Annotated in this window: 22 protein-coding genes; 13 read left to right on the top strand and 9 right to left on the bottom strand. The window is 69.2% G+C overall.

The window, feature by feature from the left end; translation table 11 throughout:
* Positions 1–8: 8 nt before the first annotated feature.
* Positions 9–740 carry a TetR/AcrR family transcriptional regulator gene (locus ACZY1G_RS18595; protein WP_463823252.1) on the bottom strand — a complete coding sequence of 244 codons (732 nt, stop codon included), beginning with the start codon at positions 738–740 and terminating at the stop codon, positions 9–11.
* Between ACZY1G_RS18595 and ACZY1G_RS18590 the strand changes: the two genes are divergently transcribed.
* Both ACZY1G_RS18590 and ACZY1G_RS18585 read left to right on the top strand, forming a co-directional pair.
* A complete protein-coding gene (locus tag ACZY1G_RS18590) occupies positions 734–2743 on the top strand; it encodes an amidase (RefSeq protein WP_463823251.1) in 2010 nt (669 codons plus the stop codon). The genes ACZY1G_RS18595 and ACZY1G_RS18590 overlap by 7 nt on opposite strands.
* Positions 2744–2793: 50 nt before the next feature.
* Positions 2794–5679 carry an aminotransferase gene (locus ACZY1G_RS18585; protein ID WP_463816191.1) on the top strand — a complete coding sequence of 962 codons (2886 nt, stop codon included), beginning with the start codon at positions 2794–2796 and terminating at the stop codon, positions 5677–5679.
* Positions 5680–5686: 7 nt separating this feature from the next.
* Here ACZY1G_RS18585 and ACZY1G_RS18580 read toward each other — a convergent pair whose 3' ends face one another.
* Together ACZY1G_RS18580 and ACZY1G_RS18575 are read right to left on the bottom strand one after the other, a co-directional pair.
* On the bottom strand, positions 5687–6556 hold the full coding sequence (locus ACZY1G_RS18580) for a MurR/RpiR family transcriptional regulator (protein ID WP_463816190.1): 870 nt from the start codon (positions 6554–6556) through the stop codon (positions 5687–5689).
* Between the two features lie 5 nt (positions 6557–6561).
* Entirely contained in the window at positions 6562–7356 is a 795-nt protein-coding gene (locus ACZY1G_RS18575; protein WP_463816189.1) for a class II glutamine amidotransferase, read from the bottom strand.
* A gap of 127 nt (positions 7357–7483) precedes the next feature.
* On the opposite strand from ACZY1G_RS18575, the gene ACZY1G_RS18570 reads away from it, so the two are divergent.
* The 6 genes from ACZY1G_RS18570 to ACZY1G_RS18545 are packed head-to-tail and all read left to right on the top strand — an operon-like array spanning position 7484 to position 14740.
* On the top strand, positions 7484–8812 hold the full coding sequence (locus ACZY1G_RS18570; RefSeq protein WP_463816188.1) for a type I glutamate--ammonia ligase: 1329 nt from the start codon (positions 7484–7486) through the stop codon (positions 8810–8812).
* Between the two features lie 16 nt (positions 8813–8828).
* Complete coding sequence (locus ACZY1G_RS18565) at positions 8829–10331, top strand: APC family permease (protein ID WP_463823250.1); 1503 nt, start codon at positions 8829–8831, stop codon at positions 10329–10331.
* Positions 10328–11635, top strand: a complete 1308-nt coding sequence (locus tag ACZY1G_RS18560; RefSeq protein ID WP_463816186.1) for an aspartate aminotransferase family protein — start codon at positions 10328–10330, stop codon at positions 11633–11635. The genes ACZY1G_RS18565 and ACZY1G_RS18560 overlap by 4 nt, the downstream gene beginning before the upstream one ends.
* Complete coding sequence (locus ACZY1G_RS18555) at positions 11622–12797, top strand: amidohydrolase family protein (RefSeq protein WP_463823249.1); 1176 nt, start codon at positions 11622–11624, stop codon at positions 12795–12797. Before ACZY1G_RS18560 ends, ACZY1G_RS18555 begins: the two co-directional genes overlap by 14 nt.
* A 5-nt stretch (positions 12798–12802) precedes the next feature.
* Positions 12803–14257, top strand: a complete 1455-nt coding sequence (locus tag ACZY1G_RS18550) for an aminotransferase class I/II-fold pyridoxal phosphate-dependent enzyme (protein WP_463823248.1) — start codon at positions 12803–12805, stop codon at positions 14255–14257.
* A 36-nt stretch (positions 14258–14293) separates the two neighbouring features.
* Complete coding sequence (locus tag ACZY1G_RS18545; RefSeq protein ID WP_463823413.1) at positions 14294–14740, top strand: nucleoside/nucleotide kinase family protein; 447 nt, start codon at positions 14294–14296, stop codon at positions 14738–14740.
* On the opposite strand, the gene ACZY1G_RS18540 is transcribed toward ACZY1G_RS18545, so the two are convergent.
* Positions 14727–15164, bottom strand: a complete 438-nt coding sequence (locus ACZY1G_RS18540) for a VOC family protein (RefSeq protein ID WP_463823247.1) — start codon at positions 15162–15164, stop codon at positions 14727–14729. The genes ACZY1G_RS18545 and ACZY1G_RS18540 overlap by 14 nt on opposite strands.
* A 36-nt stretch (positions 15165–15200) precedes the next feature.
* Here ACZY1G_RS18540 and ACZY1G_RS18535 point away from each other — a divergent pair, with 36 nt between their 5' ends.
* A complete protein-coding gene (locus tag ACZY1G_RS18535) occupies positions 15201–15971 on the top strand; it encodes a hypothetical protein (protein WP_463816181.1) in 771 nt (256 codons plus the stop codon).
* On the opposite strand, the gene ACZY1G_RS18530 is transcribed toward ACZY1G_RS18535, so the two are convergent.
* A complete protein-coding gene (locus ACZY1G_RS18530) occupies positions 15958–16575 on the bottom strand; it encodes a dihydrofolate reductase family protein (RefSeq protein ID WP_463816180.1) in 618 nt (205 codons plus the stop codon). The two genes, ACZY1G_RS18535 and ACZY1G_RS18530, sit on opposite strands and share 14 nt — an antisense overlap.
* Before the next feature lie 129 nt (positions 16576–16704).
* Here ACZY1G_RS18530 and ACZY1G_RS18525 point away from each other — a divergent pair, with 129 nt between their 5' ends.
* Positions 16705–17898 (top strand): lycopene cyclase family protein, encoded by a 1194-nt coding sequence (locus ACZY1G_RS18525; protein ID WP_463823246.1) that lies wholly within the window; start codon positions 16705–16707, stop codon positions 17896–17898.
* Between the two features lie 6 nt (positions 17899–17904).
* On the opposite strand, the gene ACZY1G_RS18520 is transcribed toward ACZY1G_RS18525, so the two are convergent.
* Together ACZY1G_RS18520 and ACZY1G_RS18515 are read right to left on the bottom strand one after the other, a co-directional pair.
* Positions 17905–19347, bottom strand: a complete 1443-nt coding sequence (locus tag ACZY1G_RS18520; protein WP_463823245.1) for an HNH endonuclease signature motif containing protein — start codon at positions 19345–19347, stop codon at positions 17905–17907.
* Positions 19348–19613: 266 nt separating this feature from the next.
* Positions 19614–20411, bottom strand: a complete 798-nt coding sequence (locus tag ACZY1G_RS18515) for a YhjD/YihY/BrkB family envelope integrity protein (protein WP_463816177.1) — start codon at positions 20409–20411, stop codon at positions 19614–19616.
* Between the two features lie 3 nt (positions 20412–20414).
* On the opposite strand from ACZY1G_RS18515, the gene ACZY1G_RS18510 reads away from it, so the two are divergent.
* Complete coding sequence (locus ACZY1G_RS18510; protein WP_463823244.1) at positions 20415–21146, top strand: CDP-alcohol phosphatidyltransferase family protein; 732 nt, start codon at positions 20415–20417, stop codon at positions 21144–21146.
* Here the strand turns inward: ACZY1G_RS18510 and ACZY1G_RS18505 are convergent.
* Together ACZY1G_RS18505 and ACZY1G_RS18500 are read right to left on the bottom strand one after the other, a co-directional pair.
* Positions 21049–22593: a phytoene desaturase family protein gene (locus ACZY1G_RS18505; protein WP_463823243.1), complete on the bottom strand. Its 1545-nt coding sequence runs from the start codon at positions 22591–22593 to the stop codon at positions 21049–21051. The two genes, ACZY1G_RS18510 and ACZY1G_RS18505, sit on opposite strands and share 98 nt — an antisense overlap.
* A complete protein-coding gene (locus tag ACZY1G_RS18500; protein ID WP_463823242.1) occupies positions 22590–23723 on the bottom strand; it encodes a glycosyltransferase family 2 protein in 1134 nt (377 codons plus the stop codon). Before ACZY1G_RS18500 ends, ACZY1G_RS18505 begins: the two co-directional genes overlap by 4 nt.
* Before the next feature lie 73 nt (positions 23724–23796).
* Here ACZY1G_RS18500 and ACZY1G_RS18495 point away from each other — a divergent pair, with 73 nt between their 5' ends.
* Together ACZY1G_RS18495 and ACZY1G_RS18490 are read left to right on the top strand one after the other, a co-directional pair.
* On the top strand, positions 23797–24636 hold the full coding sequence (locus ACZY1G_RS18495) for a carotenoid biosynthesis protein (RefSeq protein WP_463816171.1): 840 nt from the start codon (positions 23797–23799) through the stop codon (positions 24634–24636).
* Positions 24629–26200, top strand: a complete 1572-nt coding sequence (locus ACZY1G_RS18490; protein WP_463823241.1) for an FAD-dependent oxidoreductase — start codon at positions 24629–24631, stop codon at positions 26198–26200. The genes ACZY1G_RS18495 and ACZY1G_RS18490 overlap by 8 nt, the downstream gene beginning before the upstream one ends.
* Positions 26201–26305 lie beyond the last annotated feature (105 nt).

Here is a 26305-nt window from a genome sequence, read left to right as displayed (position 1 = left end):
CGATCAGACTAGGACGTCGGAGGTCTCGCCGAGGCCACCAGCATCGCCAGCCCACGCTCGAATGCCCGTGTCGCGACAGGGTCGGCGACGTCGTGGTCGGCCAGCGTCGCGTAGGCGGCAGTGAAGCGGGGGAACCGTTCCTCCTGCCCGGTCGGGTCGAACAGCACGGTGGGGCCGGACATGTCGAGCACGCTGCCGAGGATGAACGATTCGAACGCGGTCAGCAGCGGAAGGATCTCGTCGGTCGGCCAGCCGGCCGCCTCGGCCGCGACCACGAAATCCTCGTACTCGGCGAGCAGGACCGGTGCGGAGGCCCGGGTGGTCATCAGCAGGGGGATGGCGCGGGGGTGGCGCGCGAACGCGACGCGGTAGGAGCGAGCCCACTCGAGAAGGCCCTCATCCCACGGCCGCTCGCGTAGCGGTCGCGAGTCGATGTGCGCCGATACCAGGGCGCGGACGTCTTCGATCATGGCGGCCCGGTCCGGTACGTGGTTGTACAGCGACGTCGGATTGACGTTCAGCTTCTGCGCCACCCGCCGCATGCTGGCTCCGTCGGTGCCATGACGATCGATGAGCGCCAGCGCGGTGCGGGCGATCAGGTCCCTGTGGAGAAGCGGACGAGATGGTCGAGCGATGGCGTTCTCCTCTCGGGCCGGAACGACGAATCCGCCCCGAGCATAAACCGACAGTGTATGTTTTATCGCGTGTCGGTCGAATACACAGTGCCCACCACATGACACCCGGTGATTTCACGGTCGTCGATGCCGACCTCGGGGTCTTGCGCAGCGCTCTGGAGCGCGGGGCCGTGACGAGCGTCGAGCTCGTCGCGCGGTACCTCAACAGGATCGGCCACTACGACCGCTCCGGAATCCTGCTCAATGCGGTTCCGGTACTCAATCCCGAAGCCTTCGACGAGGCGCGAGCCTCAGACTTGCGCCGGGCGCGTGGACAGACCCTCGGGCCAATGGACGGCATCCCGTTCACCGCCAAGGCCAGTTTCAAGGTTCGCGGTTTGCCGGTGACCGCCGGTTCGCCGGCGTTCGCCGATCTCGTCGCCGATGACGACGCGTTCGCGGTGGGCCGACTGCGCTCGGCTGGGGCCATCTGCCTCGGGCTGACCAATATGCCCCCGATGGCGGCCGGCGGCATGCAACGCGGGCTGTACGGTCGCGCCGAAAGTCCCTACAGCGCAGATTATTTGACCTCTGCCTTCGGTTCGGGATCGTCGAACGGCTCGGGAACCGCCACCGCGGCGAGCTTCGGCGCCTTCGGCCTGGCCGAGGAGACCTGGTCATCAGGGCGTGCTCCCGCGTCGAACAATGCGCTCGTCGCTTACACCCCGTCGCGGGGCATGATTTCCATCCGTGGTAACTGGCCGCTGGTGCCGACGATGGACGTCGTTGTCCCCCACGCGCGTTCGGTGGACGATCTGCTCCAGCTCCTCGACGTCGTCGTCGACGACGATGCGGTGCGCGACGGGGACCTCTGGAGGATGCAGGAATGGGTCGACATCCCTGCCGCCTCGGCCGTGCGACCGCCATCGTTCACCGACCTCGCAGCGCTGCCCATGCAGGGGTTACGCCTGGCGGTGCCCCGGCTCTACATCAACGGCGATCCCGACAGCGCTTTCCCGATCCGCACCCGCGACTCGGTGATGACACTGTGGCGATCCATGCGCGACGACCTGGTCGCTGCCGGCGCCGAGATCGTCGAGACCGACTTCCCCGTCGTGGAGAACTACGAAGGGCTGCATCCGGATTCGCGCACCATGGTCGAACGCGGTCTGGTTCCAGCCGAGTTCCTCGAACGCGAGGTGTGGGATCTGTCGATGTGGGCTTTCGATGCCTTCCTCCGGTCGGTGGACGGTTCGGGGCCTGATGATCTCGCAGCCGCGGACGGGCCGCTCATCTTCCCCGCACCGACAGGAGCCCTGCCGGACCAGTACGGAGTCTTCCCGTTCGACATCGCCTACGACCTCGCGGAGTACGTCGATCGGGCTCGCGCCGGCGTCGTGCCCTTCGACAGGATCCCCTCGGTGGAAGCGGGAATGCGGGGCCTAGAGGAGACCCGGCGTGTCGACTTCGAGAACTGGTTGTCCGACAACGGCTTCGACGCTGTCATCTTCCCTGCGGCAGCCGACGTCGGCCGAGCCGACGCCGATGTCGACGCCGGCTCGGCCGAGATCGCCTGGCGCAACGGTGTCTGGGTGTCCAACGGCAACCTGGTGCCCCGACACCTCGGCATTCCGACGGTCACCGTGCCGATGGGCACGATGGAGGACACGGGCATGCCGGTCGGTCTGACGGTCGCGGGTGCGGCGTACTCGGACACGACGCTGCTGCGACTGGCCCTCTCGGTCGAGGGGCTTCGGACGCGCCGCACTCCCCCGCCGCGCACCCCGGCGTTGCCCGACGAGGGAGTGTTCGAGAAGCCGTGCCGCCCGGGCGGCGGTGAACTGCGCATCCACGTGTCGGACGTGACGACCCACCGCGACGTCGACGGCCGCATCATGCTGAACTTCCACGTGGACGCTGACGGCGACTCCGCTCTGCAGATCACCGCGTTCGTCGACGGCGAGCGGGTGCCTGTGAACGAGGGCACGTGTGTGGTGCCCGTCGGTCGACACGACCGCGCGCACAGCGAATGGCGCCCGCCCTACGGCCCACTGATCGTCGCCGTCGCTCGATGCGATGACGGAGCCGTCGCGGGTGCGATGGCGACCACCGTAGGCTCACCGCTCTGAAACCCCATCGTCGCCTCAGGCGGCGACACCCCGTCGAGACGAGGCATCTGATGATCGAGACCGAGGTGTTCGACTTCTTCGCACACGCCGAGTTGCCCGCCCCGGGTCTCGCCGTCGACGAGGTCCGCCGTCATCTGCAGGAGTCCTTTTCCGCGACCTGCGACCTCAAAGAGCTGGGGAGTCAGCAGGATCAGAACTTTCTGCTCACCGATCCGGACACCGGCGAGCCGATCGGCGTGCTCAAGCTGACCAACCCTGCCTTCAGCGAATCGGAGATCGACCTGCAGAGTCTGGCCGCCGACACCGTTGCCGAGCGCGAGCCGAGCCTGCGTGTTCCCCGCGTCGTCCTCGGGTCCGGCGGCCCCATGTCCGCATGGTGGGACACCACCGCCGGTCGCCTGCACGCACGTGTTCTCGAGTTCGTGGGCGGCACGACGCTGACGGGATCGGGCTACCTCTCCCCCGCGACCGTTGCACGTATGGGCGAGCTCGCGGCGAAGGTCAGCGTGGCGCTGTCCGGCCTGACGCACCCCGCGTCAGGCCGCGTGCTGCAGTGGGATCTGCGCCACGCCGACCGGGTGATCGATACGCTGCTGCGCGACGAACCGGACTCTCGCATCCGCGATCTCGCCGTCTCCGTCGCTGACGCCGCCCGCAGCCATCTCGCGCCCGTCGCATCCCGACTTCCCCTGCAGCTCGGGCATTTCGACCTGACCGACGACAACGTCGTCGTCCCGCACGGGCCCTGCGCACTGCCGGACGGCATCATCGATTTCGGCGATGTCAGCGAATCATGGGCGGTCGGCGAAATCGCCGTGACCGTCTCGTCGCTGCTACACCACGATGGGCTGAGCCCGGTCGACGCGCTGCCCGCCATCGGCGCGTTCCATGCGCGGCGCCCCCTGACCGAGGACGAGGTCGACGCGCTCTGGCCGCTGGTCGCGCTGCGCGGCGTGGTGTTGGTGCTCAGCGGTCGGCAGCAGGTCCGCATCGATGCACAGAACGCCTACGCCGATTCCGCGCTCGATCGCGAACTCCTCATCCTCGAGCAGGCGATATCTGTTCCTTTCCCGGTGATGAACACGCTGATCCGCGACGCGGTGGACATGCCGGTCCGCCCCGGGCCGGTGTGGAGCGCAGGGCCACTGATCGCCGGCCTCGCCGGTGCGACGGTTCTCGACGTCGGCACGACGGCCGTGATCAACGACGAGGGACGGTGGACCGACGAGGCCACGCTGGGCCAGGTTGCGCTGGCCGCGCTCTCCGAAGGCGCTCCCGCCGCGGTGATTCCGGCGTGGCGCCCGCGGCTCACCGGTGCGCCGATGCGTACCCCCGCCGTCCCCATGACCGTGCCCACCGCGCTCACTGTCTGGCTGGCGCACGACACCTCCCTCGACATCCCTGCGGGCGCGCGACTGGAGGACACCGACGACGGGGTCGTGGTCTCGACGGCTGACCACCATGTGGTGCGCGTGACGGGCTTCTCTCCCAACGGAAGTGCACTGCCGGCGCGCACGCCGATCGAGATCCAGCACACCCGCGCGAACCAGGACCCGGTCCCGCTGCTGGTCGACGCCCGCTCCGCCGGCGGTTGGCGCCGCATGGCCGGTGACCCGGCTCCCCTGATCGGACTGCCACCGCAGGCGGGCGAGCGGCGCGACGACACGCTCGTGCGCCGACACCGGGTACTCGCCGACGTACAGGAGCATTACTACGCCGAGCCTCCCCGCATCGAGCGCGGCTGGCGTGAATACCTCGCCGACACCGACGGCCGGGTATACCTGGACATGGTCAACAACGTCGCGTCCGTCGGGCACGCCCACCCACAGGTGGTGGAGGCGGCCAACAGGCAGATGCGACTGCTGAACACCAACTCGCGGTTCAACTACGGCGTGATCACCGAGTTCGCCGAACGGGTCTCGGCCACGCTGCCCGACGAACTCGACACCGTCTTCTTCGTCAATTCCGGTTCCGAGGCAACCGATCTCGCGATTCGGATCGCGATGGCCGCCACCGGCCGCCCGGACATCGTGGCGATGCGGGAGGCCTACCACGGCTGGACCTTCGCCAGCGACGCGGTGTCCACGTCGATCGCGGACAACCCGAACGCGCTGGCCACGCGGCCGGCTTGGGTGCACACCGTCGACGCCGCGAACGGCTATCGCGGAGTGCATCGCGGCGCCGACGCCGACAGGTATGCACCAGAGGCCGTGTCGGTGATCGATGCGCTCGCCGATGCGGGCACACCGCCCGCGGGATTCATCTGCGAATCCTTCTTCGGCAACGCCGGCGGCGTCGCATTGCCCGACGGATACCTCGATCAGGTGTACACGGCGGTGCGCCGGCACGGCGGCATCGCGATCGCGGACGAGGTGCAGGTCGGCTATGGGCGTCTCGGCGAATGGTTCTGGGGATTCCAGCAGCAGGCGGTCGTGCCCGACGTCGTGGCCGTCGCGAAATCGGTGGGCGCCGGACAACCGATCGGCATCGTCGTCACCCGCCGAGCGATCGCGGCCCGCTACCGGACCCAGGGGTACTTCTTCTCCTCCACGGGCGGCTCACCGGTGTCGTCGGCGATCGGCCTCGCTGTCCTGGATGTGATCCAGCGAGAGGGCCTGCAGGAGAACGCCCGTGTCGTCGGCGCGCATCTGAAGAATCGGTTGGCTCAGCTCGCCGAGTCGCATCCGATCGTCGGAACCGTGCACGGCTCGGGTCTCTACCTCGGGCTCGAATTCATCCGCGACAGAGAGACACTGGAGCCTGCCACCGAAGAGACGGCGGCGATCTGCGACCGCCTTCTGACGCTGGGGGTGATCATGCAACCCACCGGTGACTACCTGAATGTGCTGAAGATCAAGCCGCCCCTGTGCGTGTCGCGCGAATCGGCGGATTATTTCGTGGACAGCCTCGACCGTGTCCTCACGACGGGCTGGTGACGGCGGGTCAGGTTTGATCCAGCACTTCGCCTCGCCGCCGCTCTTCCCACAGCGCCATGCGCGTGCGCGCCGGCTCGCCGATCGCGTCCATCACCAGCGGGATCAAGAGTTCGGTGAGCAGGAAGCCTGCCGACATGCTCTGGTACACCGTGCCGACCGTGCTCGAGGCGGCCAGCACGACTTCGGCGTCGGGCGCCACCGGGCAGGCCATGTCGTCGGTGATGAGCAGCAGCGTCGCCCCGGCCCGATGAACGTCGTCGGCGAGTTCTGCGGCGCTGCGGTGATAACGGTGATAGTCGAAGAGCACCACCACATCTCGCCGGCTGAGGTCCATGATCGTGCCGAGATCGCTGCCCTTCGGATCTGAGAGCAACCGCACACCCGGCCGCAACTGCTCCAGATGTGCCGCCAGATAGACGGCCAAGAGGTGGGAGAACCGGCCGCCGTGAAGATGCAGTGGCCGCGTGATGTCGGCCATCAGCGTCACCGCGGCCTCGAGCGTCGTCACCGGCAGCTGCGCCAGCGTCTGCTCGGCGCGCTCGTTCTGCGCACGCGCCTGATGCAGTAGCCGCTCGAGGTGACTCCCGGCAGGGGGAGGCGCATCGGCGAGCCGGGTCAGTGGCCCGCTCGACTGCCGGGTGAGTTCTGCACGCAGTGCCACCTGCAGGCCGGCGAACCCGTCGTAGCCCAGTGACTGCGCGAAGCGCAGCACCGTCGGCGGGCTCACCTCAGCTCGTTCGGCGAGCCGGGCGGCGCTGCTCAGGCCGGCGCTCGGATAGTCGGCCAGCAGTGCTCTGCCCACCCGACGTTCTGCACGGCTCAGCCCGGCCAACGCGGCACTGGTCCGCGCTGCCACCGACTCGCTGTGTTCGGTCATGCAGGTCAATCTGCCATGATCGGCCGCACCGTCATCGACAGATCGTCGAGCACGACCTCCGCCACGCTCTCGGGGGGCAGCGGCAGCCACGGCAGATCGCCGAAACCGGTGGAGCCGATGACCACCGTCCCGTCGTCGAGGCGGGCAACGCGCAACGAAAAGTAGTCCTCCAGATGCTCGGCGGGTAGATCGGTTGCGCTGATCTCCTCGATGTCCTCGTCCAGCAACACACTTCGGGCATGCGCGTGCACCGCGATGAGTCGACCCTCCCCCAGCACCAGCGCGTTGAGGCTGGCATCGGGATAGATGCCGCGCAACTGGGCGACCGCCCGCCGCACGGCCTCGGCGAGATCGGGGGCCGTTGGCCGGTGCTGGCGAATCAGTGCGAAGTAGCGCTCGCTGTCGGTGCTGCCCTGCAACGCGGCCACCATCGAGGGGTCCAGCAGCTGGTCGAGCGCGGCGATCGGCTTGATCGAGCCGTTGTGGGCCATCGCCAGCCCATCGGCCCCGAAGGGGTGAGAATTCTCCGGCCTGACCGCCAAGCCGTTGGTCGCCCACCGCAGGTGGACCACTGACGCGCGCGCCGACTCCTTGACCGCCGTGCCGAACCGGGGATCGCCGATCGCGCTGTCGGGTGAAACCTCGACTCGCGGAACGTCATCGGGCTCGATCACAGAGGCCACGCCCCAGCCGTCGCCGTGGATCTTCGTCAGCGCGAGGAAGTCGGTGAGTACCGCCTCGCCCACGACGTCGGCCACCGAGGTCGGTTCGGCCGACGCAACGCCCAACAGCCGGCACATCGGCATCCCCGTTCGTCGAATCTAATGAATCGATCATAAACAGACAAAGTTAAAGACTCTGAAACATTTATGACATAGCGTGAACGTGACCGCCACCGCCTGAGGAGTTCCGAGGAGTTCGTTGCCCATGGAGGACCCCGACCTGACCGCCTACGTCGACGCTCTGCGTGAGGAGGGCGTCGCCATCGTCGCGGGCTCGGTCACGGACCTCGCTGGCGTGACTCGAGCGAAATACGTGCCGACGTCACGGCTCGGGGCGTTCACCCGTTCCGGGATGGGGGTGTCCCCGTCCTGGAGCGTGTTCTGTGTGGACAGCGGTATCGCCTTCACACCGACGATCGGGGTCGCCGGTGATCTCCGGATCCGGATCGACCAGAACGAGGTGCGGGTGGTCGAGAACGGGGTGGGTTGGGCGCCGGGCACTTTGACCGATCAGCAGGGTCGACCGGCACCCCTGTGCACGCGGACCCGGCTCGTCATGGCCGAGCAGGCAGCCGCCGAGCATGGCCTGCAGGTGCGCATGGGTGCAGAACTGGAATGCACGATGCTGGCCGCCGATGCCGGCCCCGCGACCACCGAGCCGTGGTCGCCCTACGGAATCAGGACATCACTCGACCGGTCGGGATTCCTGGTCGATCTTGCCGTGAGCGCTCAGCGCGCCGGCCTGTCCGTCGAGCAGCTGCACACCGAGTACGGACACGACCAGCTCGAGATGTCTCTGGCCCCAGACACGCCCGTGGCCGCAGTGGACGCCGTCATCCTGGCGCGGATCGTGCTCAGCCGCGTCGCCGCCCGCCACGGTCTACGAATCTCGTTCTCGCCGGTGCCTTTCGACGGCGCAGCCGGCAACGGGGCGCACCTGCATCTCTCACTGTCCGATGCGCAGGGGCCGGTGCTGTCGGGAGGTAGCGGTCCCCACGGCCTGCGCACATCCGGCGGGCACGCCATTGCCGGGGTCATCGACACCCTGCCGGATCTGATCGGCGTCTATGCCGGCTCGGTCGTCTCGCCGCTGCGGCTCAAGCCCGGCAACTGGGCGGGCGCCACCGCATGCTGGGGACTCGAAAACCGGGAAGCAGCCGTCCGATTCGTCGCCGCCACACCCGGTAATCCGCACGGTGCGAACATCGAGTGCAAGCTCATCGATCCGAGCGCGAACCCTTACCTGGCCGCCGCCGCGTTTCTGGGCAGCGCACTCCGCGGGATCGATCGCGCCCTTGACCTGCCGGAGGAGATCCCGGAGAACCCGGCACACTCGGACATCGAGACCCGACCGCTGCCGCTGGCCCAGCGGGAGGCGCTCGACGCGATGGAGACCTCTCAGGTCGCCGCCGAGCTGCTGGGCGCCGACGTCGTGGACGCACTTCTGGCCGTACGTCGATACGAGCAGAAGACCTATGGAGACCAATCGCCAGAACAGATCTGCGACGCCGTCCGGCTCGCCTGGACCTGCTGAGATGAAGGAGACATCCGTGACCGCAGGAACATCTGATGCGCCCGATCAGATCCCGCACCGCCGACTCCCGTTCTGGGTGGCGCTCGCGTTGTCCGTCGCGCTCGTCGGCCCGACACTGGCCATGTCGGGCAACGGCCAGGGATTGATCGGGACCGTCGGCAAATCGATCCCGCTGGTGTTCCTCATCGGCCTGGTCGGCGTCTCCCTGGTCGGGTACAGCTTCGTGCGCCTGACACGGCACCTGAATCACGCCGGATCGGCCTATGGGCTGGTGGGCGGCACGATCGGTCCGCGCACCGGATTCTTCTCCGGCTTCGCAATGCTGGGAGCCTACTGGGGTTTCTCGATCGGGACGCTCGCGCTGACCGCGGCGTTCGTGAACTCCTTCATCGCCGCGCTGCAGCCCGGCGTCGACGATCCCTACCAGGTGCCCTGGCTGATCATCGTCGTCATCGGCGCGGTCATCTCGTTCCTGTTGTCCGGCCGTGACATTCAGCTCCTCGCCAAGATCCTGCTGGCGATCGAGGGCATCGGCATCCTGGCGATGATCGTGCTCGTGATCGCCATCTTCGCCAAGGGTGGCGCGCCCACCACGGGGATCGACTTCTCGGTCTTCTCGTTCTCCGGTGGCGACGTCTCCGGATCCGCGGTGCTCGCCGGTGTAGTGGCCGCGTTCCTGTCGTGGGCGGGTTTCGAGGCGTGTGCCTCCATGGGTGAGGAGACCGACGACCCGAAACGCAACATCCCCCGCGCACTGGCCGGGACGCTGATCCTCACCGGGGTGCTGTTCGTCGTGGTGATGTTCGCCCAGGTCGTCGGATTCGGCACCGACGCAGCAGGTTTGGAAGCCTTCCAGAGTTCGGGTAACACCCTCGGCGACCTCGGCGGAACCTACATCGGGCAGTGGTTCTCCCTGGTCATCATCTTCACCGCGGTCGTCTCCGCATTCGGTTGCCACCTCGCCACCTCGGCGACCTCGGGTCGGATGCTCTACGCCTTCGGACGTGACGGCTTCGGCCCGAAAGCGCTGGCGCACATCCACGCCGACACCGGCGGCCCTCGTCGTGCCACCTGGCTGGTCGTCGTCGTCGCTCTCGTCGTCGACCTGATCTGCGGCGCCACCGGCTGGCCCGACATGGGCACCGGCAACGACGCGATCGATGCGTACTTCCTGTTCGCCGTCGCGGGCTCGGTGTGTCTGATGGTGTGCTATCTGCTCGTCGAACTCGCCGCCGCCTACTTCATGGGAGCGCCGAAGTTCATGCCGGTGCACAACGGCACGGGCAAGATCGCGGGCTTGGTCCTGCCCCTGCTCGGCGCGCTCGTGATCGTCACCGTGCTGTGGTTCAACGTCAAAGACGCCGAAAGCTGGTCAGCTGCACCCCTGCTCGGCCTGTACTGGTGTGCACTCGGTCTCGTCATCGCGATCGCCCTGTCGGGGATCGCCAAACGTGTCGGTGAATCGCTGGCGATGGAACTGAACATGACGCCCACCGCTGATTCGACCCGGCCGGCGTGAGCACGCTCTACGCCCGCGATGAGGCCGTCATCGCCGGCATCGAGAAGCTGCGCTTCTTCCCGCTGGAAGTGGAGTCCGGGCACGGCTGCATCCTCGTCACCCCCGACGGCCGCGAACTGCTGGATCTGTCGGCCACATGGACGGCCTCCGGGCTGGGACACGGCCATCCCGCCATCGTCGACGCGGTCAGCCGTGCCATTCGCACCGCACCCGGTTCGGGGGGACTTTCTGCGGTTCACCCCGACTCCGTCGGCCTGGCCGAGGACCTGCTCGCCCTGGTGCCCGGCAGCGGCGAGCGGCGGGTCTACCTCGGCCACGCCGGGTCCGACGCCAATGACGTCGCGCTGCGTGCGTGCCGGCACGCCACCGGACGGCCGACCGTGGTGGCCTTCGAGCACAGCTACCACGGCGGCGTCGGTGTCGCGATGGGTGTGTCCGGCGTGCACGTCGACGCGGGTGTGCCCGCCGATCCGGAGGCAGTGTTCCTGCCGTATCCGAACCCGTTCCGGCCCGGCCCGCAGGGTATCGACGCCGATGTCGCGAACTGCCTTTCGCTGGCCGAACAGCACCTCGCGGGCGGACGGGTGGCCTGCCTGATCGTCGAGCCCATCCTGTCCGACGGCGGGCTCGTCGTGCCGCCGGACGGGTTTCTCGCCCAGCTGCATCAGATCTGTCGGCGCCACGACGTCCCGCTGATCTGCGACGAAGTCAAGATGGGACTGGGCAGGCCCGGCACTCTGCACGCGTTCGAGCACGACGGTGTCGTGCCCGACATCGTCACCTTCGGCAAGGTACTCGGCGGTGGGCTCCCCCTGTCCGCCGCGGTCGGGCCGGCCGCGATCCTGGACGAGCCCCCGGCCGCCGCGCTCCTGACCACCGCGGGCAACCCGGTGTGCACCGCGGCCGGACGCGCCGTGCTCACAACGGTGGTGGAGGACGGGCTCATCGAGAACGCAGCGACGGTGGGTGCGATGCTGGCCGGCGCCCTGCGCGACCTCGCGGACATGCCCGGCGGCGACCGCATCGGCGACGTTCGCGGTCGTGGGCTGGCCATCGGGCTGGAGCTCGTCGATCCTGCTACCGGTGACCGGGACCCCCGGCTGGCCGCCGCGGTGGTCTACCGTGCCTGGGAGTTGGGTGCGGTCGTTTACTACGTCGGTGGGAACGTCCTGGAGATCACCCCGCCGTTGGTGCTGACCGAAGCGCAGGCAGCAACGGCGGCAGACATCCTCGGGACAGCCATCGCCGATGCGGCTGCAGGGAGGGTCGACGCCGAGGAGGTCGCGAAGTATGCCGGGTGGTGAGCTGGACGACGTGTTCGGGGGAATCGAGGCGTCGGTTCCCGAGGGACTCGCCGACCACCTGCGCACGGTGTCACTGATCGACCACCATGTGCACGGCACGTTCAGTGCGGACATCGACCGAGCGACGTTCGAGTTCTCCATCAACGAGGGGTCCAACGACCCGGTGCCGCCGTGGATGACGAACTTCGACTCGCCGCTCGGGCTGTCGATACGACGTTGGTGCGCACCACTTCTCGGACTGCCAGCGAGAGTCGACGGGGAGACGTACTGGAGGCGGCGCTGTGAGTTCGGTGCCGACGAGCTGGCCGCCACGATGCTGCGTGCCGCCGGCGTCTCGCACTGGATCGTCGACACCGGGTTCAAGGGCGACCAGATCACCACCCACCGTCGACTGGCCGAGCTCGCGTCGGGACGAACGTCGGAGATCGTGCGGCTGGAACGGGTCGCCGAGGATCTCCTCGACGGCGGCACCTCCGCGCAGGACTACCCCGACGCGATGCGCGCGGCGCTCGCGGGCGCATCGGCCGATCCGACCGTGGTGGGCGCCAAGACCATCGTGGCCTACCGCACCGGATTCGACATCGACTGGACCCGCCCCAGCGACGCCGACGTCGTCACCCACGCGCAGGCACTGGCGGCGCGCCCCGGTCCCACACGCGTCGACGATCCGACACTCATCGCGTTCGGCGTGCACGAGGCCGCCGCCCACGGACTCCCTGTGCAGGTGCACGTCGGGTTCGGTGACCGCGATCTCGATCTGCACCGGTGCGACCCGTTGCTGTTGCTGCCGCTGCTGCGGATCATGCCACCGGTGCCGGTTCTGCTGCTGCACTGTTACCCCTTCCACCGCCACGCCGGTTATCTGGCACAGGCGTTCGACCACGTGAACTTCGACGTCGGCCTGGCGATCAACTACCTGGGTACGCGGTCCACCGGCCTGGTCGCCGAGGCGCTGGAAGTTGCCCCGTTCGCCAAGCAGCTTTACTCCTCGGACGCGTTCGGTCCGCCCGAGCTGCATGTGCTGGGCTCGGTCCTGTGGCGGCGCGCCGTGGGTGTGGTGTTGGGCGACTGGATCCGGTCCGGTGACTGCGCCGAATCCGACGCGATCCGCATCGTCGACATGATCGGTACGACCAACGCGCGACGCGTCTACGGGCTTTGACGGCGATGAGCAGTGACCACAGCCGGGCGCCCCTGTTCGAGTCGCTGCGGTCGTTTGTCGAGCGCGATCAGGCGCCGTTCTACTCCCCCGGTCACAAAGGGGGCCGCACGTTCGATCCGTGGTTCCGGGCTAACATCGCTGCCCTCGACCTGAACAACCTGCCCGACACCGACACCCTGCACTGCCCTGAGGGGCCGATTCTCGCGGCAGAGCAGTTGATCGCCGACGCCTGGGGCGTACCGCAGAGTTTCGTGATGGTCCAGGGCTCCACCGGTGGCAACATCGCCGTTGCGCTGACCGCGCTGCACCCTGACGAACCGGTGCTCGTCGCGCGCAACGCCCACAAATCGGTGCTTGCCGGGCTCGTCCAGGTCGGCGCCCGACCGATCTGGCTGGAACCGCGTTGGGACGATCGGTTCGGCGTCGCCCACGGGCTCGACCTCGCCGTCGTCGAAAAGGCACTCGCCGAGACCGATGCGCGCGCGCTGTGGGTGTTGCATCCCACGTACTACGGCACCACCGGCGACATCGTCGCCCTCGCGGCGCTGTGCCGGCAGCGTGGAGTGCGTCTGCTGGTCGACGGAGCGCACTCTCCACATTTCGCCTTCCACCCCGAATTGCCCACCAGTGCAGAGTGTTCGGGTGCCGCAGCCACGGTGCAGTCGGTGCACAAGATTCTCTCCGGGTTGAGTCAGGCCGCGGTGCTGCACGTCGACACGGCGCAGCTCGACGAGGCGTCGGTGCGGCGCTCGCTGCAACTCGTCCAGACGACGAGCCCGCACTTCGCGATCATGGCGTCGATCGACCTGGCGCGCCGGCAGATGGTCACCGACGGGCGAGCCTTGCTGGACGACGCGCTGGGCCGGGCGCGTGTCGCTGCGGACAAGCTCCTGCGTGTTCCGGGGTTGACAGTGCTGCGACCGCAGGACCTGGCCGGGGCCGGCACGGGACTTCACCAATTGGACGAGACCAAGCTGTTGATCGGTGTAGCCGGTCTCGACGCCGACGCCCGCGAGATCCTCTCGCGGCTCAACCGGGTGCATGGCGTGCAGCCCGAACTCGCCGGAACCGGACATGTGCTCTGCATCAGCACTATCGGAAACACTGATGCCGATTTCGACCGGCTCACAACCGCTTTCGCCGAAGTCTCCGGGCATTTCGGGCAGCGGCACGGCGAGGTCGCCGGTACGTGGACCGGCGACCTGCTGGCCGTGCGGCCGGAGGTGGTGCTCACCCCGCGCGAGGCCTTCTTCGCTGCCCGATCGACTGTCGCGCTGGCCGAGTCCGTCGGCCGTATCGCCGCCGAGGCCATCACCCCGTATCCGCCCGGCATCCCGCTGGTGATGCCCGGTGAGCGGCTCAGCGCCGAGGTGATCGGTCTGCTGAGTTCGCTTCGGGCGGCGGGCAATCCGATCAGCGCCTCGGACCCGACGCTGGACTACGTGACGACGGTGCGCTGAGCGGTGCCGGTACACGCCGCGGTGCTGATCACCGGAATGTCGGGCGCCGGCAAGACCACGGCACTGAACGGCCTGGCGCTGCGCGGCTTCGCCACCGTCGACACCGACGACGGACCGTGGATCGAACTCGTCGACGGCGAACCGTTGTGGCGTGAGCCACCCATCGATGCGCTGCTCGAAAGGCCGCGTACAACAGCACTTTTCGTGGCGGGCACAGTGGCCAACCAGGGTGTGTTCTACGAGCGCTTCGATGCCGTCGTCTTACTGAGCGCGCCCAGCGCGATCACCTTCGAGCGCATCGCGACCCGAACCGACAATCCCTTCGGCAAGAACGAGTCCGAGCGTCGACAGATCGCGCGTGATATCGCCGAGGTGGAACCGCTTCTGCGGCAGGCGGCGACGCACGAGATCGTCACGGTGTGTCCTCCCGAGGAGGTCGTCGACAGACTGGTCGCGATCGCGGCCGCGGTCACCCGCCGGTGAGTTCCTGGGCGAGCATCACGAGGATGCCGCTGGGGCCTCGGACATAGGTCAGTTTGTAGACGTCCTGATAGGTCGCCACACCGCGGAGGGGATGGCACCCGTGCCGCGCCGCGATGGCGAGCGCCTCGTCGAGATCGTCGACGGAGAATGCCACGCGGTGCATGCCGATCTCGTGGGGCAGCGTCGGCTCTGTCGCGATCGCGGTCGGGTGGATGTACTCGAACAGTTCGAGCCGGCCGTGCCCGTCGGGTGTCTGCAGCATTGCGATCATCGCGTGGTTGCCGTCGAGACCGACCGCTGTATCCGCCCACTCGCCGCTGACGGTGTCGCGACCGATGAGCGACAGACCCAGGTCGGTGAAGAACGCGATGGCCGCATCGAGATCGGACACCGCAATGCCGACGTTTTCGAGCCTGATCGCCATGGTAGGCATGCTACGACGACCGGGAAGGGAGAGTGCGTGCGCCGCATCGTGATCCTGGGCGGTCTCGCACTGATCCTCCTTGCGGCGTTTGCTGTCGTGCCGGCGCTGCTGGTCGGTGGCGGACTGGCCACGGTGAGCGACAACGCGCCCCTCACCCGCGCGTTCGCCATCGAACTCACCGCGTTCTGGAATGCACAGGCATCCGGTGTGACGCCCGGGCTCGCCGATCTGATCGACCTCTGGCGACGGTGGCACGCCCTCAAAGTACTGATCTCTCTGCTGTTCACCGCGACGATGCTCGCGCTGTCCGCGGCGTTGTGGAGGCAGTCTCTCGTGGCCGGGGCGTCCTGCGCGCGACGCTGGGGCGGCGGCGCGGCCGCTGTGGCGGCAAGCCTGCTGATACTGGGCGGACTCGTCGCGGTGGCCGCCAACATCCAGGCGACCGCGGCACCCCTGTCTGCGCTGTTGCCGCTGCTGCCCTCCGATCCGCCTCCCGGCGATCTCCGGATGGCCATGAGTCAGATCCACGACGGACTTGCCCACGCCGACAGCGCTTTTGCCGGTAAGCCGGCGCTCGTGGTGATGATGGACAGTCAGCGCACGTATCTCACAGCACTCGCGCTCACGGTCACCGTGATGGCGATCGGCTGTGCAGTATGCACCGGGTACGCCGCGCGCCGACTCCCGCGCGGTGCCGGGGTCGCCGGGGCGACGGTGACCGCTGCCTTCGTGGCCGCCGCGGTGGCGGCGTGGATGCCGGTCGCCGACCCCGTCGAGTCGCTGCTGGGTGTCTTCAGCGTCGGGTGACTCCGAATCGGAGGTGGACCACTCCCGGCGCCTCGAGCACCCGCTCGAGCCGCAGGTCGGGAGTGCCGAGCGGGAAGCCGTCGAACAGTCGCTCCCCGGAGCCGAGCAGGACCGGGTTCAGTTGCAGGTCGATTTCGTCCACCAGACCGGCGCTGATGGCCTGCCGAGCGCACGACGCACCGCCCGCGATCGAGATGGCCCGATCGCCCGCGGCCGCCTCGGCCTGCGCGTATGCCGCCTCGATCCCCTCGGTTACGAAATGGAACGTGGTGCCACCACCCATCTCGATTGGGTCGTGTGCATGATGCGTCAGCACGTACACCGGACAGTGATATGGCGGCTCATCTCCCCACCACCCCCGCCATCCGGAATCGTCCCAGGGGCCGCGAATCGGGCCGAACATGTTGCGGCCCATGATCACTGCGCCCATTCCGTCCATCATGTCGGACACCACCTGCCGATTGGCCGGGTAATCCTTCTCCGGTCCGAGGTGCCATCCGTGCAACCGTTCACCACCGATCCCGAGTGGATGGTCCCGGCCCTGGTGCGGGCCGGCGACGAAGCCGTCAGCGGAGATCGACATCGACAGATGAGTTCGGGGCACGGCTCCTCCGATCAGAGTGCGGGCAGTCGCCATAGTGACTCACACGGCGGGCTGAACTCATCGTCACCGGGGAAATCTCGCCGACGCGTCACCCGTTGCGGCTGACAGCGCGGTGGCCGGACCGGCACGATGGGACCAATGGACGTGTGCGTGGTCGGGGCCGGCCCGGCGGGAGTGGCACTGGCCGGGGCGTGTCAACGCCTCGGCCTGACCACGGGCCTGGTCGACGTGGCACCTGAGCGGCCCTGGAAGGCGACCTACGGCATGTGGGCCCCCGAATTGCCGCCCGAGCTGCCGGCCGAGGTCGTCGCCGCACGCGCGGCGGGCAGGGTGGTCGCGCTGACCGACCGGCTCCTGGGCTGGGAGTACGCCGTCCTCGACGTCCCCGCCCTGCAGTCCCATCTCGTAGGCGGCCTGACCGGAGTGCGCGTGCAGTCGGGTCGCGTTGTCGGGTCCCCGCAGCCCGGCGTCGTGGCGCTCGCCGACGGCACGGAGATCCGGGCTTCGGTCGTCGTCGACGCCGGCGGCCAGGCCCGACCGCTGAACACGCGGCGCAGAGGACGGGAACGCGCCGCCCAGACCGCCTACGGGATGTTCCTCGACGAACAGACCGCGGCGCCGCTGATCGCCCCGGGTGAAGCTTTGTTCATGGACTGGCGCCAGGAACACGGCGAAGACGGCTGGCCGACGTTTCTGTACGTGATCCCCCTGGGCGGCGGCCGCGTGCTGGTCGAGGAGACGTCGCTGGCCCGGCGGCCGGGCCTGCCGCTGCCCGTCCTTCATCGCCGCCTCAGCGCCCGCCTGGCCCGCTACGGCATCGCCCCGCCCGCCGACGCGCCCGTGGAGCGGGTGGCATTCACCGTGGACCATCCGCGACACCGCGCTCCCGGTGTCCTGGGGTTCGGTGCCGCCGCGCCGCTGATCCACCCGGCGACCGGCTTCAGCCTCGCCGCGGCGCTGCGCCTCGCGCCGCAGGTGGCCTCGGCGGTCGCGACCCACTTGCCACGCGGAACCGATCGCGCGATCGCCGCCGCCCGCGACACCGTGTGGCCGCGCAGCGCCCGGATCGTCCACCATCTGCGCCGCGTCGGGCTGGAAGCACTGCTTCGGATGCCGCCCGCCGACGTGCCCGCATTCTTCGAACAGTTCTTCGAGCTTCCCGAGCGGCACCGCTGGACGTACCTGACCGCGCGCGACGACGTCGCGGGCAACGTCGCCGCGCTGACCCATCTCTTCCGGGAGTCCAATCGACAGCTGCGCGGTCACCTCGTCAGGCCCGCGCTGCTGCCCCCACTGCCGAGCAACGAGCGCGTCCTCAACTAGCGGCCCTCAGGCAACTTGGTTGTCGGGTGGTGCGGGTCCGCCGGGTTCTGCGGGGTCGACGGCTTTTCCCGATACTTCCTCCTGTTCGGGTGGGCGGAGGAGGCGTTCGGGGGTGTGGTGGGTGTTGACCTTCGACTGTCCGGTGTCGAGGTCGGGTGGTGGGGTCCATTCGACGTCGTGGCGGGTGTTCATCGCGGTGGTCCAGCCGCCGGGTGCGACGGATCGGTTGTCGGGTGGACAGGCCAGGCCGAGGTGATCGATGTTGGTCAGCCCGCCCGCGGCCCAATCCTGTGTGACGTGGTGGACCTGGCAGCCGTAGGCGCCGACTCGGCAGCCCGGTTTGGTGCAGCCACCGTCGCGCGCAATCAACATGATTCTCTGGGCTGGCGAGGCAGTGCGTCGGGTTCGGAACAGGTCGAGTGCCGCCCCGGTGGCCCGGTCGAAGACGGCCAGGTAGTGGGAGGCGTGCGCGCCCATCCGGATCACGTCGCGGATGGGCAGCCGGGTGCCGCCACCGGTGGTGCCGATTCCGGCGCGGGATTCGAGGTCTTGCAGGGTGGTGCGCACGATCACCGTGACCGGTAGCCCGTTGAGCTGACCTAACTCCCCGCTCATCAGGGCGATCCGCCCCACCGCGAGCAGCGCGTCGTGTTGGCGTTGGGCGAGGCTGCGGTGATCGTTGTCGATCTGCGCCTGCGTCGGTGTGCCGGAGACACACGGTTCGGGGTCGTCGGGGTTGCACATCCCGGGGGCGGCGTACTTGGCGAAGATCGCCTCCCACACCGCGGCCGCTTCCGGGGTCAGATCCGCCCACCACGCCGTCATCCCGTCCCGACACTGCCGAGACTTCTTCAAACCCCGCTTGCGGACACGTTCCGCATCGTCGGGTTCGGGGCCGTCCTGATCGAGAAGGAACAGCTCCAGATCGGCGGCATCCTGGGTGGCTTTTGGGCCGGCACCGGCCGCGATGCGCACGACATCGGCCTCGAACTGCTCGGCGGTGATCGTGTCGACGAAGCCGGGCAGCTTGTCGACGGCTTTACGGATGATCTCCACATGCTCCGGGGTGATCTGTCCCTGCTCCTGTGCGGCGGCGGCGGCGGGCAGCACCGGCGGCAACGGCTCTCCGGTCAGCGACACCCGCGGACCGAGCAGCGCGGCCTCGGTCAACCGACGGTTCGCTTCCGGACCGCTGATCCGGTAACGCACAGCGAGGACGTCTTTCCAGTTCTTGGCGCCCATCTGCTGCGGGGTCGTCTCGGCCTGCAGCCGTGCCAACGCCCGGTGCTGGGCGGCCGGCAACCGGCACCCGGCGGATTCCAGCTCGTCGAGCAACTCCGTGAGCTCCGCAGCCGTCGACAGGTCCAGATTGCACGCGAGCACGCCGTCGACCGCGGCCCGTAGGACCGCCACCGCCTCCCGCACGCCAACCATACTTCGAACATACATTCGACCACCGACAAATCTTGATGTCGCTCGACGTCACCTCTGAAGACATCGTTGACGGTTCGGAGAATCATGTTGGTTTCACTGCTGCCGTGCGCGGTGCCGATCTTCTGCACCAAGCACGGCGTCTCTCGATTCCTCGTCGAGCACACCTGCCTCGAATCCGGTGTCAGCTGCGGCGGCAACGGCCGACCCCGCAGCGCGCGCCCCAACCGTCATCGAAGGTCCTGAACACATCGCACCCAGCGTCAGCTGTCCCGCTGAGACGACTAGTTCATCTGGTCGAGCACGACCGTGGCCCGGAACCCGCACAGCACCAGGATGTGCATGATGTAGAGCCACAGCGCCAGCGCGGTCACCGCGCCCACGATGGGCAGGCCGCCGAACGGCGCGGACCACGGGATCGGGATCGCGAGGAACAACACGAAGCCCTGCAGGAAGCCCGACAGGATCGACCCGGTGGCGAACGCGCCGATCGCCAACGCACGCCAGCCGATACGGCCGGGCCCGATGAGCCCGAACACTCCGAGCAACGCCGTCGACACGGTGACCCACACGATGTGGAAGGCCACGACCACTCCCCACACCAGCGACCACCCACCCGCTGTGTACAGCGGGGCGATATAGGGAGCCGACAGCAGCACGGCCAGGACCAGGAACGGCGCCACCGCCGCCACACCCAGCAGGCCGGCCCGCCCCCGCCACCCCGTCAGCGAATCCGGCTCCGCCGACATCTGCACGAACGCGCGGCGCAGCCCCTCCCCGTACAGACTCGCGGGGAACAGCACGACCAGCGCCTGGACCCATGACATGGACAGCGCCACCCGGGTCAGGGTGCGCAGCGCCTCCGGCGTGCCATGCCCGCCCGGCAGCCCGTCGATCGCCGCCGTCATGGCCGTGGTGACCGTGTCATGGCCCGCCAGCGCGCCGACGGCCCACAGCGCCGCGAGCGCCAGCGGCACCAGACCGATGACCCCGAAGTACGTGGCGCCGGCCGCCCACAACGCGAGATCGCTGCCCGGAAACGTCGTTCGAACGCCTGCGGCGAACTGCCGCAATCGACTCACGGCATGTCCTCCTCCGGTCGCGGGCTGCGCTGGCAGGCTGACACCATGTGCCCTGACATACCCGCCAGACCCGGCGGCGACGACGCGGGGTGGTCGCATCTGCATGGCGGTGTGCAGCCGTCACCCGTGGTGCGCGGCTGGTTGCGCATCATGCGTGCGCTGTCCGCCGGGCCTGTCTCCCGCGTTCCGCCGGACGTGCTGTCGCTGGCCGGCGTGCTCGCCCTGGCCGCGGCCTGGGCCGTTGTCGTCGTGCTGGGGTGGCCGGGTGTGGTCGTTCCCCTGGTGCTGATCGCCGGAGTGCTGGACGGACTCGACGGCGCCGTCGCGCTGGGCACCGGCCGGGCCCGCCCGATGGGCGCGCTCGTCGACTCGGTGGCCGACCGCATCGGTGATCTGCTGCTCGGCGCTGTGCTGTACGGGCTGGGCGCTCCGCTGGGCTGGGTGCTCGCCGCGGTGACGTCGGTGCTCCTGCTCGAGTACGTGCGGGCCCGTGCCCAGGCGATCGGGATGCCGGGTGTCGGCGCAGTCACCGTCGCCGAGCGCCCGACCCGCCTCATCGTGGTCGCGATGGCGGCGGGCGCGGTGGCGGTGTTGCCCGGTGGGACGCCGGGGCCGGGCTGGCAGTGGGCAGCAGTGTTCACGATCGCGTGGACCGCGGTCGGCGTGGTCGGGATGGCCCAGCTGCTCCACGGGATTCGCCGGTCGATGCCTGCGACGTTCCCGCCGGACCGATGAGACCCGCCACGATCTCGGCCGACATCAACACCAGGGGGATGCCGCCGCCGGGGTGAGCCGACCCCCCGACCAGGAACAGGCCGGGGATCGGGCTGCGATTGGCAGGGCGGCGCAGCGCGGCCCGCGGACCGTGGGAAGCGGTGCCGTAGATCGCGCCGCCGGGAGCGCCGGTGCGGCGTTCCAGGTCGGCCGGCGTGATGACCTCGACGAAACGCAGCCGGGGCCGGACGTCCACACCGCGTTCGGCCAGGACGTCCAGGACGTGCTCGGCGTAGGTGTCGGCCAGGCCGTCGGCGTCCCAGTCGATACCACCCGCCGGATCGTGGGCCGGAGCGTTGACCAGGACGAACCATCCCTCGGCATCGTCGCCCGGCCGCAGCGCCGGGTCGTCAGGGGCGTGCACGTACACCGTCGGATCGGCGACCGGATGCGGCCGCCGGCCGAAGATCGCATCGAACTCGGCGCCGTAGTCGCGGGGAAAGAAGATGCGGTGCGCCGCGCCCGGCTCTCGACCGGACAGTCCGAGCATCATCACGAAGCCGGCCATCGAGCGCGGGGTTCTGCGCAACCGCCTGGTCAACCGAGCCGGCGCAGGCACCAGCCTGCCGTACAGCTCGCCGGCGTCGGCGTCGCTGACCACCACATCAGCGGTCACCGTCGTGCCGCCGCAGCGCACGCCGTACACCCGGCCGCCGCCCGTCATCACCTCGTCCACCGGACAGTCGGTCCGGATCTCGACGCCGAGCTCGGCGCAGCGCCAGGCAACCGTCTCGACGATCCGACGCAGCCCCCTGGAGACGTACCAGGCGCCGAACTCCTGCTCGACGAACGAGGTGACCGCCAGGACCGACGGGGTGCGCCTCGGATCCGAGCCGGAATAGGTCGCGTAGCGGTTCAACCACATCCGCAACCTGGGATCGGCGAACGCGGCGCGACCCAGCCCGTCGATGGTCCGCCACGGAGCGACCGCCTTCAGATCGGCCGGCCGCACGCTCATCCGCACCAGTGCGGGCAGCGAAATCGGTTGCCGCAGCACGGGATCACCCACGAGCTCCCACAGCCGCCGGGATCGCTCGTGAAGACGGCGCCAGGACTCCCCCGCGTCCAGGCCCAACGCCTCGTCGATCGCAGGCCCCACCTCAGTCGGGTCGTGAGGCAGCGTCAACTCGGTGCCGTCGGCGAAGCGGTAGGCGCACGCCGGGTCCACACGCTCCACGGGCAGCTCGGACGGACCGCCTGTGGCGGCGAACAGCTCGCTCAGCAGGCCTGGCATCGTCAGCAGGGACGGTCCGGTGTCGAAGGTGAAGCCGTCGCGCTGGAATATCCCCAGCTTGCCGCCGACGGTCGAGGCGGCCTCACACACGGTGACCTGATGACCGAGCGCGGCGAGCCGGGCGGCGGCGGCCAATCCGCCCAGGCCGGCCCCGATCACCACCACGCGGCTCATACGACCCGGCCCTTCCACCGGAGGGTCCCACGCCGTCGGCCCATCCACGACGAGCCCAGCAACCCCAGCAGAGCCACCACCGACGCCGGATGGCCGGCGGCGTCGAGCAGATCCCCCGCGCCGCCGCGCCCACACCATCGGCGTACCGGGATCCGACCCGCGACGGCCGCTGCGTAGCCGAGCGCTCCGACCCGCGAACCGGTCACGGCCGCCGCAGGCGGCACGACGTACACCAGACACAGGGCAGCCCCGACGGCCGCGGCGCCGAGGGGAGATCCGAACGCGGCCCACAGCGACTTCCGGTAGCCGGCGCTGAGTTCGCGGCCGGTGGCATACATCTGACAGGTGGCGACGCCGGACCCGTCGGCGACGCCGGTGCGTCCCCCGCTGATCCGCACCGCCCGCGCGAGCCCGATGTCATCGAGTACTGCGTCGGCCACCGCGGCCCAGCCGCCCGCGCGGGCCAGCGCCTCGGCGCGCATCGCCAGGAACTGTCCGTTGGCGACCGCCATGGATGGCCGCCGCGACCGTTCGGCGAATCGCAACGGCACCGTCGTCAACCACGACCAGGCCAGCAGCGGCTGTACGAGGTGTCCCAGCACGCCCGCGGCGACCTGACGCGGCCACACGCTGACGAGATCCGGGGCCTGGGGTCCCAGCAGCATCGCCGCCGCACCCGCGACAGCGGTCGGCGCGAGCACCACATCGGCGTCGACGTAGACCAGGACGTCGCCGCGCGCCGCGGCGGCCAGCTGCGCACACGCGTGCGGCTTGCCCAGCAAGCCACGCGGCAGCGCAGACCCGGTCAGGACCTTCACCCGGGGATCGTCACCGGCGGCACGCCGGACGACGTCGGCCGTACCGTCGGTCGACCCGTCGTCGAGCACCAGGATCTCGGCGTCCGGCAGACCGCGCTGCGCCAGCACCGAGCAGATGGTGGGTGCGATCCGGTGCGCCTCGTCGCGGGCCGGAATCAGCACCGACACGGTCGCCACCACCGGGTTCGGCCGCTCGTCCGGCCGGCGCAGCAGACGCAGATTCACCAGCTCATGCAGGGTGCCCAGGCAGGCGAGCGCCGATCCGACCGCCGTCGCGGCGCGTAGGATTTCGACAAGGCGCGCATCGGGCACCTGCAAACTCTACGCAGTTCGGCGATGGCGCAGCGCCGGCGGCACGGGCCGTACGGCCAGACAGACTCTCGAGGTGGAGGTTCTGCCGGTGGCGGTTGCGGTACGCAGCGCCGACACTGCCGCGGTGCGCTGGCGCCCGGTGGTGTGGGCGCTGGTGATCTCCGCCGTCGTCGTGCAGATCGTCTATCCGTTGATGCCCGAGGCGTGGCGCACCCCGGTGACGGTGTGCAGTGTGGCGATCTTCTTCCTCGCCTCGCTGGCCGACGTGGGGCGCGTCCACGGGCCGCGCGGGGCGCTCACCCTGGCAGCCGTCGCGGGCGGTGGCGGTCTGGTCGCCGAAGCGATCGGCGTCTCGACCGGGATTCCGTTCGGGGACTACACCTACACCGGCACGCTGGGCCCCGAGGTGCTCGGCGTTCCGGTGATCGTGCCGATGGCGTGGGTGATGATGGCCTGGCCGGCGCTGATCGTCGGGCGCACCCTGGCCCGGCGGGGACCGGCCGTCGTCGCCGTCGCCGCGTATGCGCTGACTGCCTGGGATGTCTTTCTCGACCCGCAGATGGTCGCGGCGGGTCACTGGAGGTGGTTCGACGCCACCCACACGCTGCCCCTGATACCCGAGATTCCGTCGACGAATTACGCTGGCTGGCTGCTTGTTTCGACCGTGATGATGGTGGTCCTGCATGCGGTGCTGCCCTCGCGTGAGGAGTCGTCGTACTCCGGTCCCGCCGCAGCGCTCTACCTGTGGGTGTACTTCTCGTCGGTGCTGGCGCACGCGGTGTTCTTCGGTCTGCCCGGCTCGGCGATCACCGGCGGGCTGCTGATGGGGGTGGTTGCGCTGCCGTTCGCGGCCCGCGTGTTCGGCCATATCCGTGCCGACCGATCGACGGCGAGGAGCCGCACTGATGAGTGATGTCCTGACCAGTCGCGCCGCACCGTTGCGCATGCGGCCGCGCCGTCTCGTGGTGCCGGATCCGTTGCAGCCCAAGCAGGTACCCGCCGGCAGCGAGGCTGTCGTCGTCGGCGGGGGAATCGCCGGCGTCTCGGCCGCGGTGGTGCTCGCCGAGCGCGGTGTCGCGGTGACTCTGCTCGAGGCGGCAGGCCATCTGGGCGGCAGGCTGGGCGCGTGGCCGGAGCGCCTGCCCGACGGTGCCGACCAGATCATCGAGCACGGCTTCCATGCCTTCTTCCGGCACTACTACACCTGGCGGGCGATTCTGCGGCGCGCCGACCCGACGCTCTCGTTTCTCGCGCCGGTGAAGAGCTACCCGGTGATCTCCGCCGAATGGCCCGCCGAAGACCTCTCCGGGCTGCCCGCCGCTCCCCCGCTCAACCTGCTGGCTCTGGCGGTGCGCTCGAAGAGTCTGACGCGCCGGGAACTGCTGCGGGCCGACGCCGACACCGGCCGGGCGCTGCTGGCCTATGACCGCGCGAGCACCTATGCCGAATTCGACGCCATCGACGCCGCGGCATTCCTCGACGGGTTCGGGATGACCGAGCGCAGTCGCAGCATGCTGTTCGAAGCCTTCGCGCGGTCCTTCTTCTGCAATCAGGGCCAGCTGTCGGCCGCCGAGCTGATCGCGATGTTCCACTACTACTTTTTGGGCAACCCGGAGGGCATCGGCTTCGACGTCCCGTCCACCGATTACGCCACCGCGATCTGGGATCCCCTGCGACGTCATCTGCAGCAGCACGGCGCGGAGGTTCAGATGGGCACCGGGTGCGTCTCCGTCGAACCGCAGGGCCACGGTTGGCGGATCGCCACTACGACGGGAGTGATCGACACCCGCCACGTGATCATGGCGCTCGATCCCGGGGCGCTCAAAGGTGTCCTCGGTCGATCGCCCGGCGCCGCGCAGGCCGCCCCGCGGCTGGCGCAATCTTGCGAGAATCTCTCGGTGGCACCACCTTTCGCTGTCAGTCGAATCTGGTACGACCGTGACGTGGCCGTGGACCGGGCGCCGTTCTGCGCCGTCAGTGGACAGCCGACTCTCGACTCGATCGCCGTCTACTCACGCATCGAGGAGCCGAGTGTGCAGTGGGCGCGCGCCACCGGCGGGTCGATCGTGGAACTGCACTCCTACTCGTGCCGGTTGCCGGACGCCGCGACCGCCGCGACGGCGCTGCGCAAGGAATTGGAAAGCCTGTGGCCAGAAACCTCCGCGGCGCGGATTCTGCACACCCACGACCGACTCGAAGCCACCGCGCCGGCGTTCCCGCCCGGCTCGGCGGGCACCCGGCCCACGGTGCGCACCGACGCGCGGGGCCTGCGGGTGGCCGGCGACTACGTCGACACCCCCTATCTGTCGGGGCTCATGGAACGCTCCGCGATGTCGGGCGTGCTCGCGGCCAATGACGTGCTCGCCGAACTCGGGGCGGCGGCGGAACCGATCCTCGGTGTGCCGCAGCGCGGCTTGCTCGCGGGGGTGCCGCAGTTCGGTCGCAAGCCCAAGCAGCCCGCTCACCACAATCTGTGACGAAACCGTCAGGCCGGTAACGCCGATACGTCACGTGACGAACTAGTCCACGCGGGCGCGGTGTGAAGCAACAGCATCGCCACGGCTTCCAGGCCGACCGTTGAC

Source organism: Mycobacterium sp. IDUB_5 (assembly GCF_055419565.1).
The sequence above is the reverse complement of the archived record's forward strand: the minus strand, read 5'-3'. Positions and strand labels throughout refer to the sequence as shown.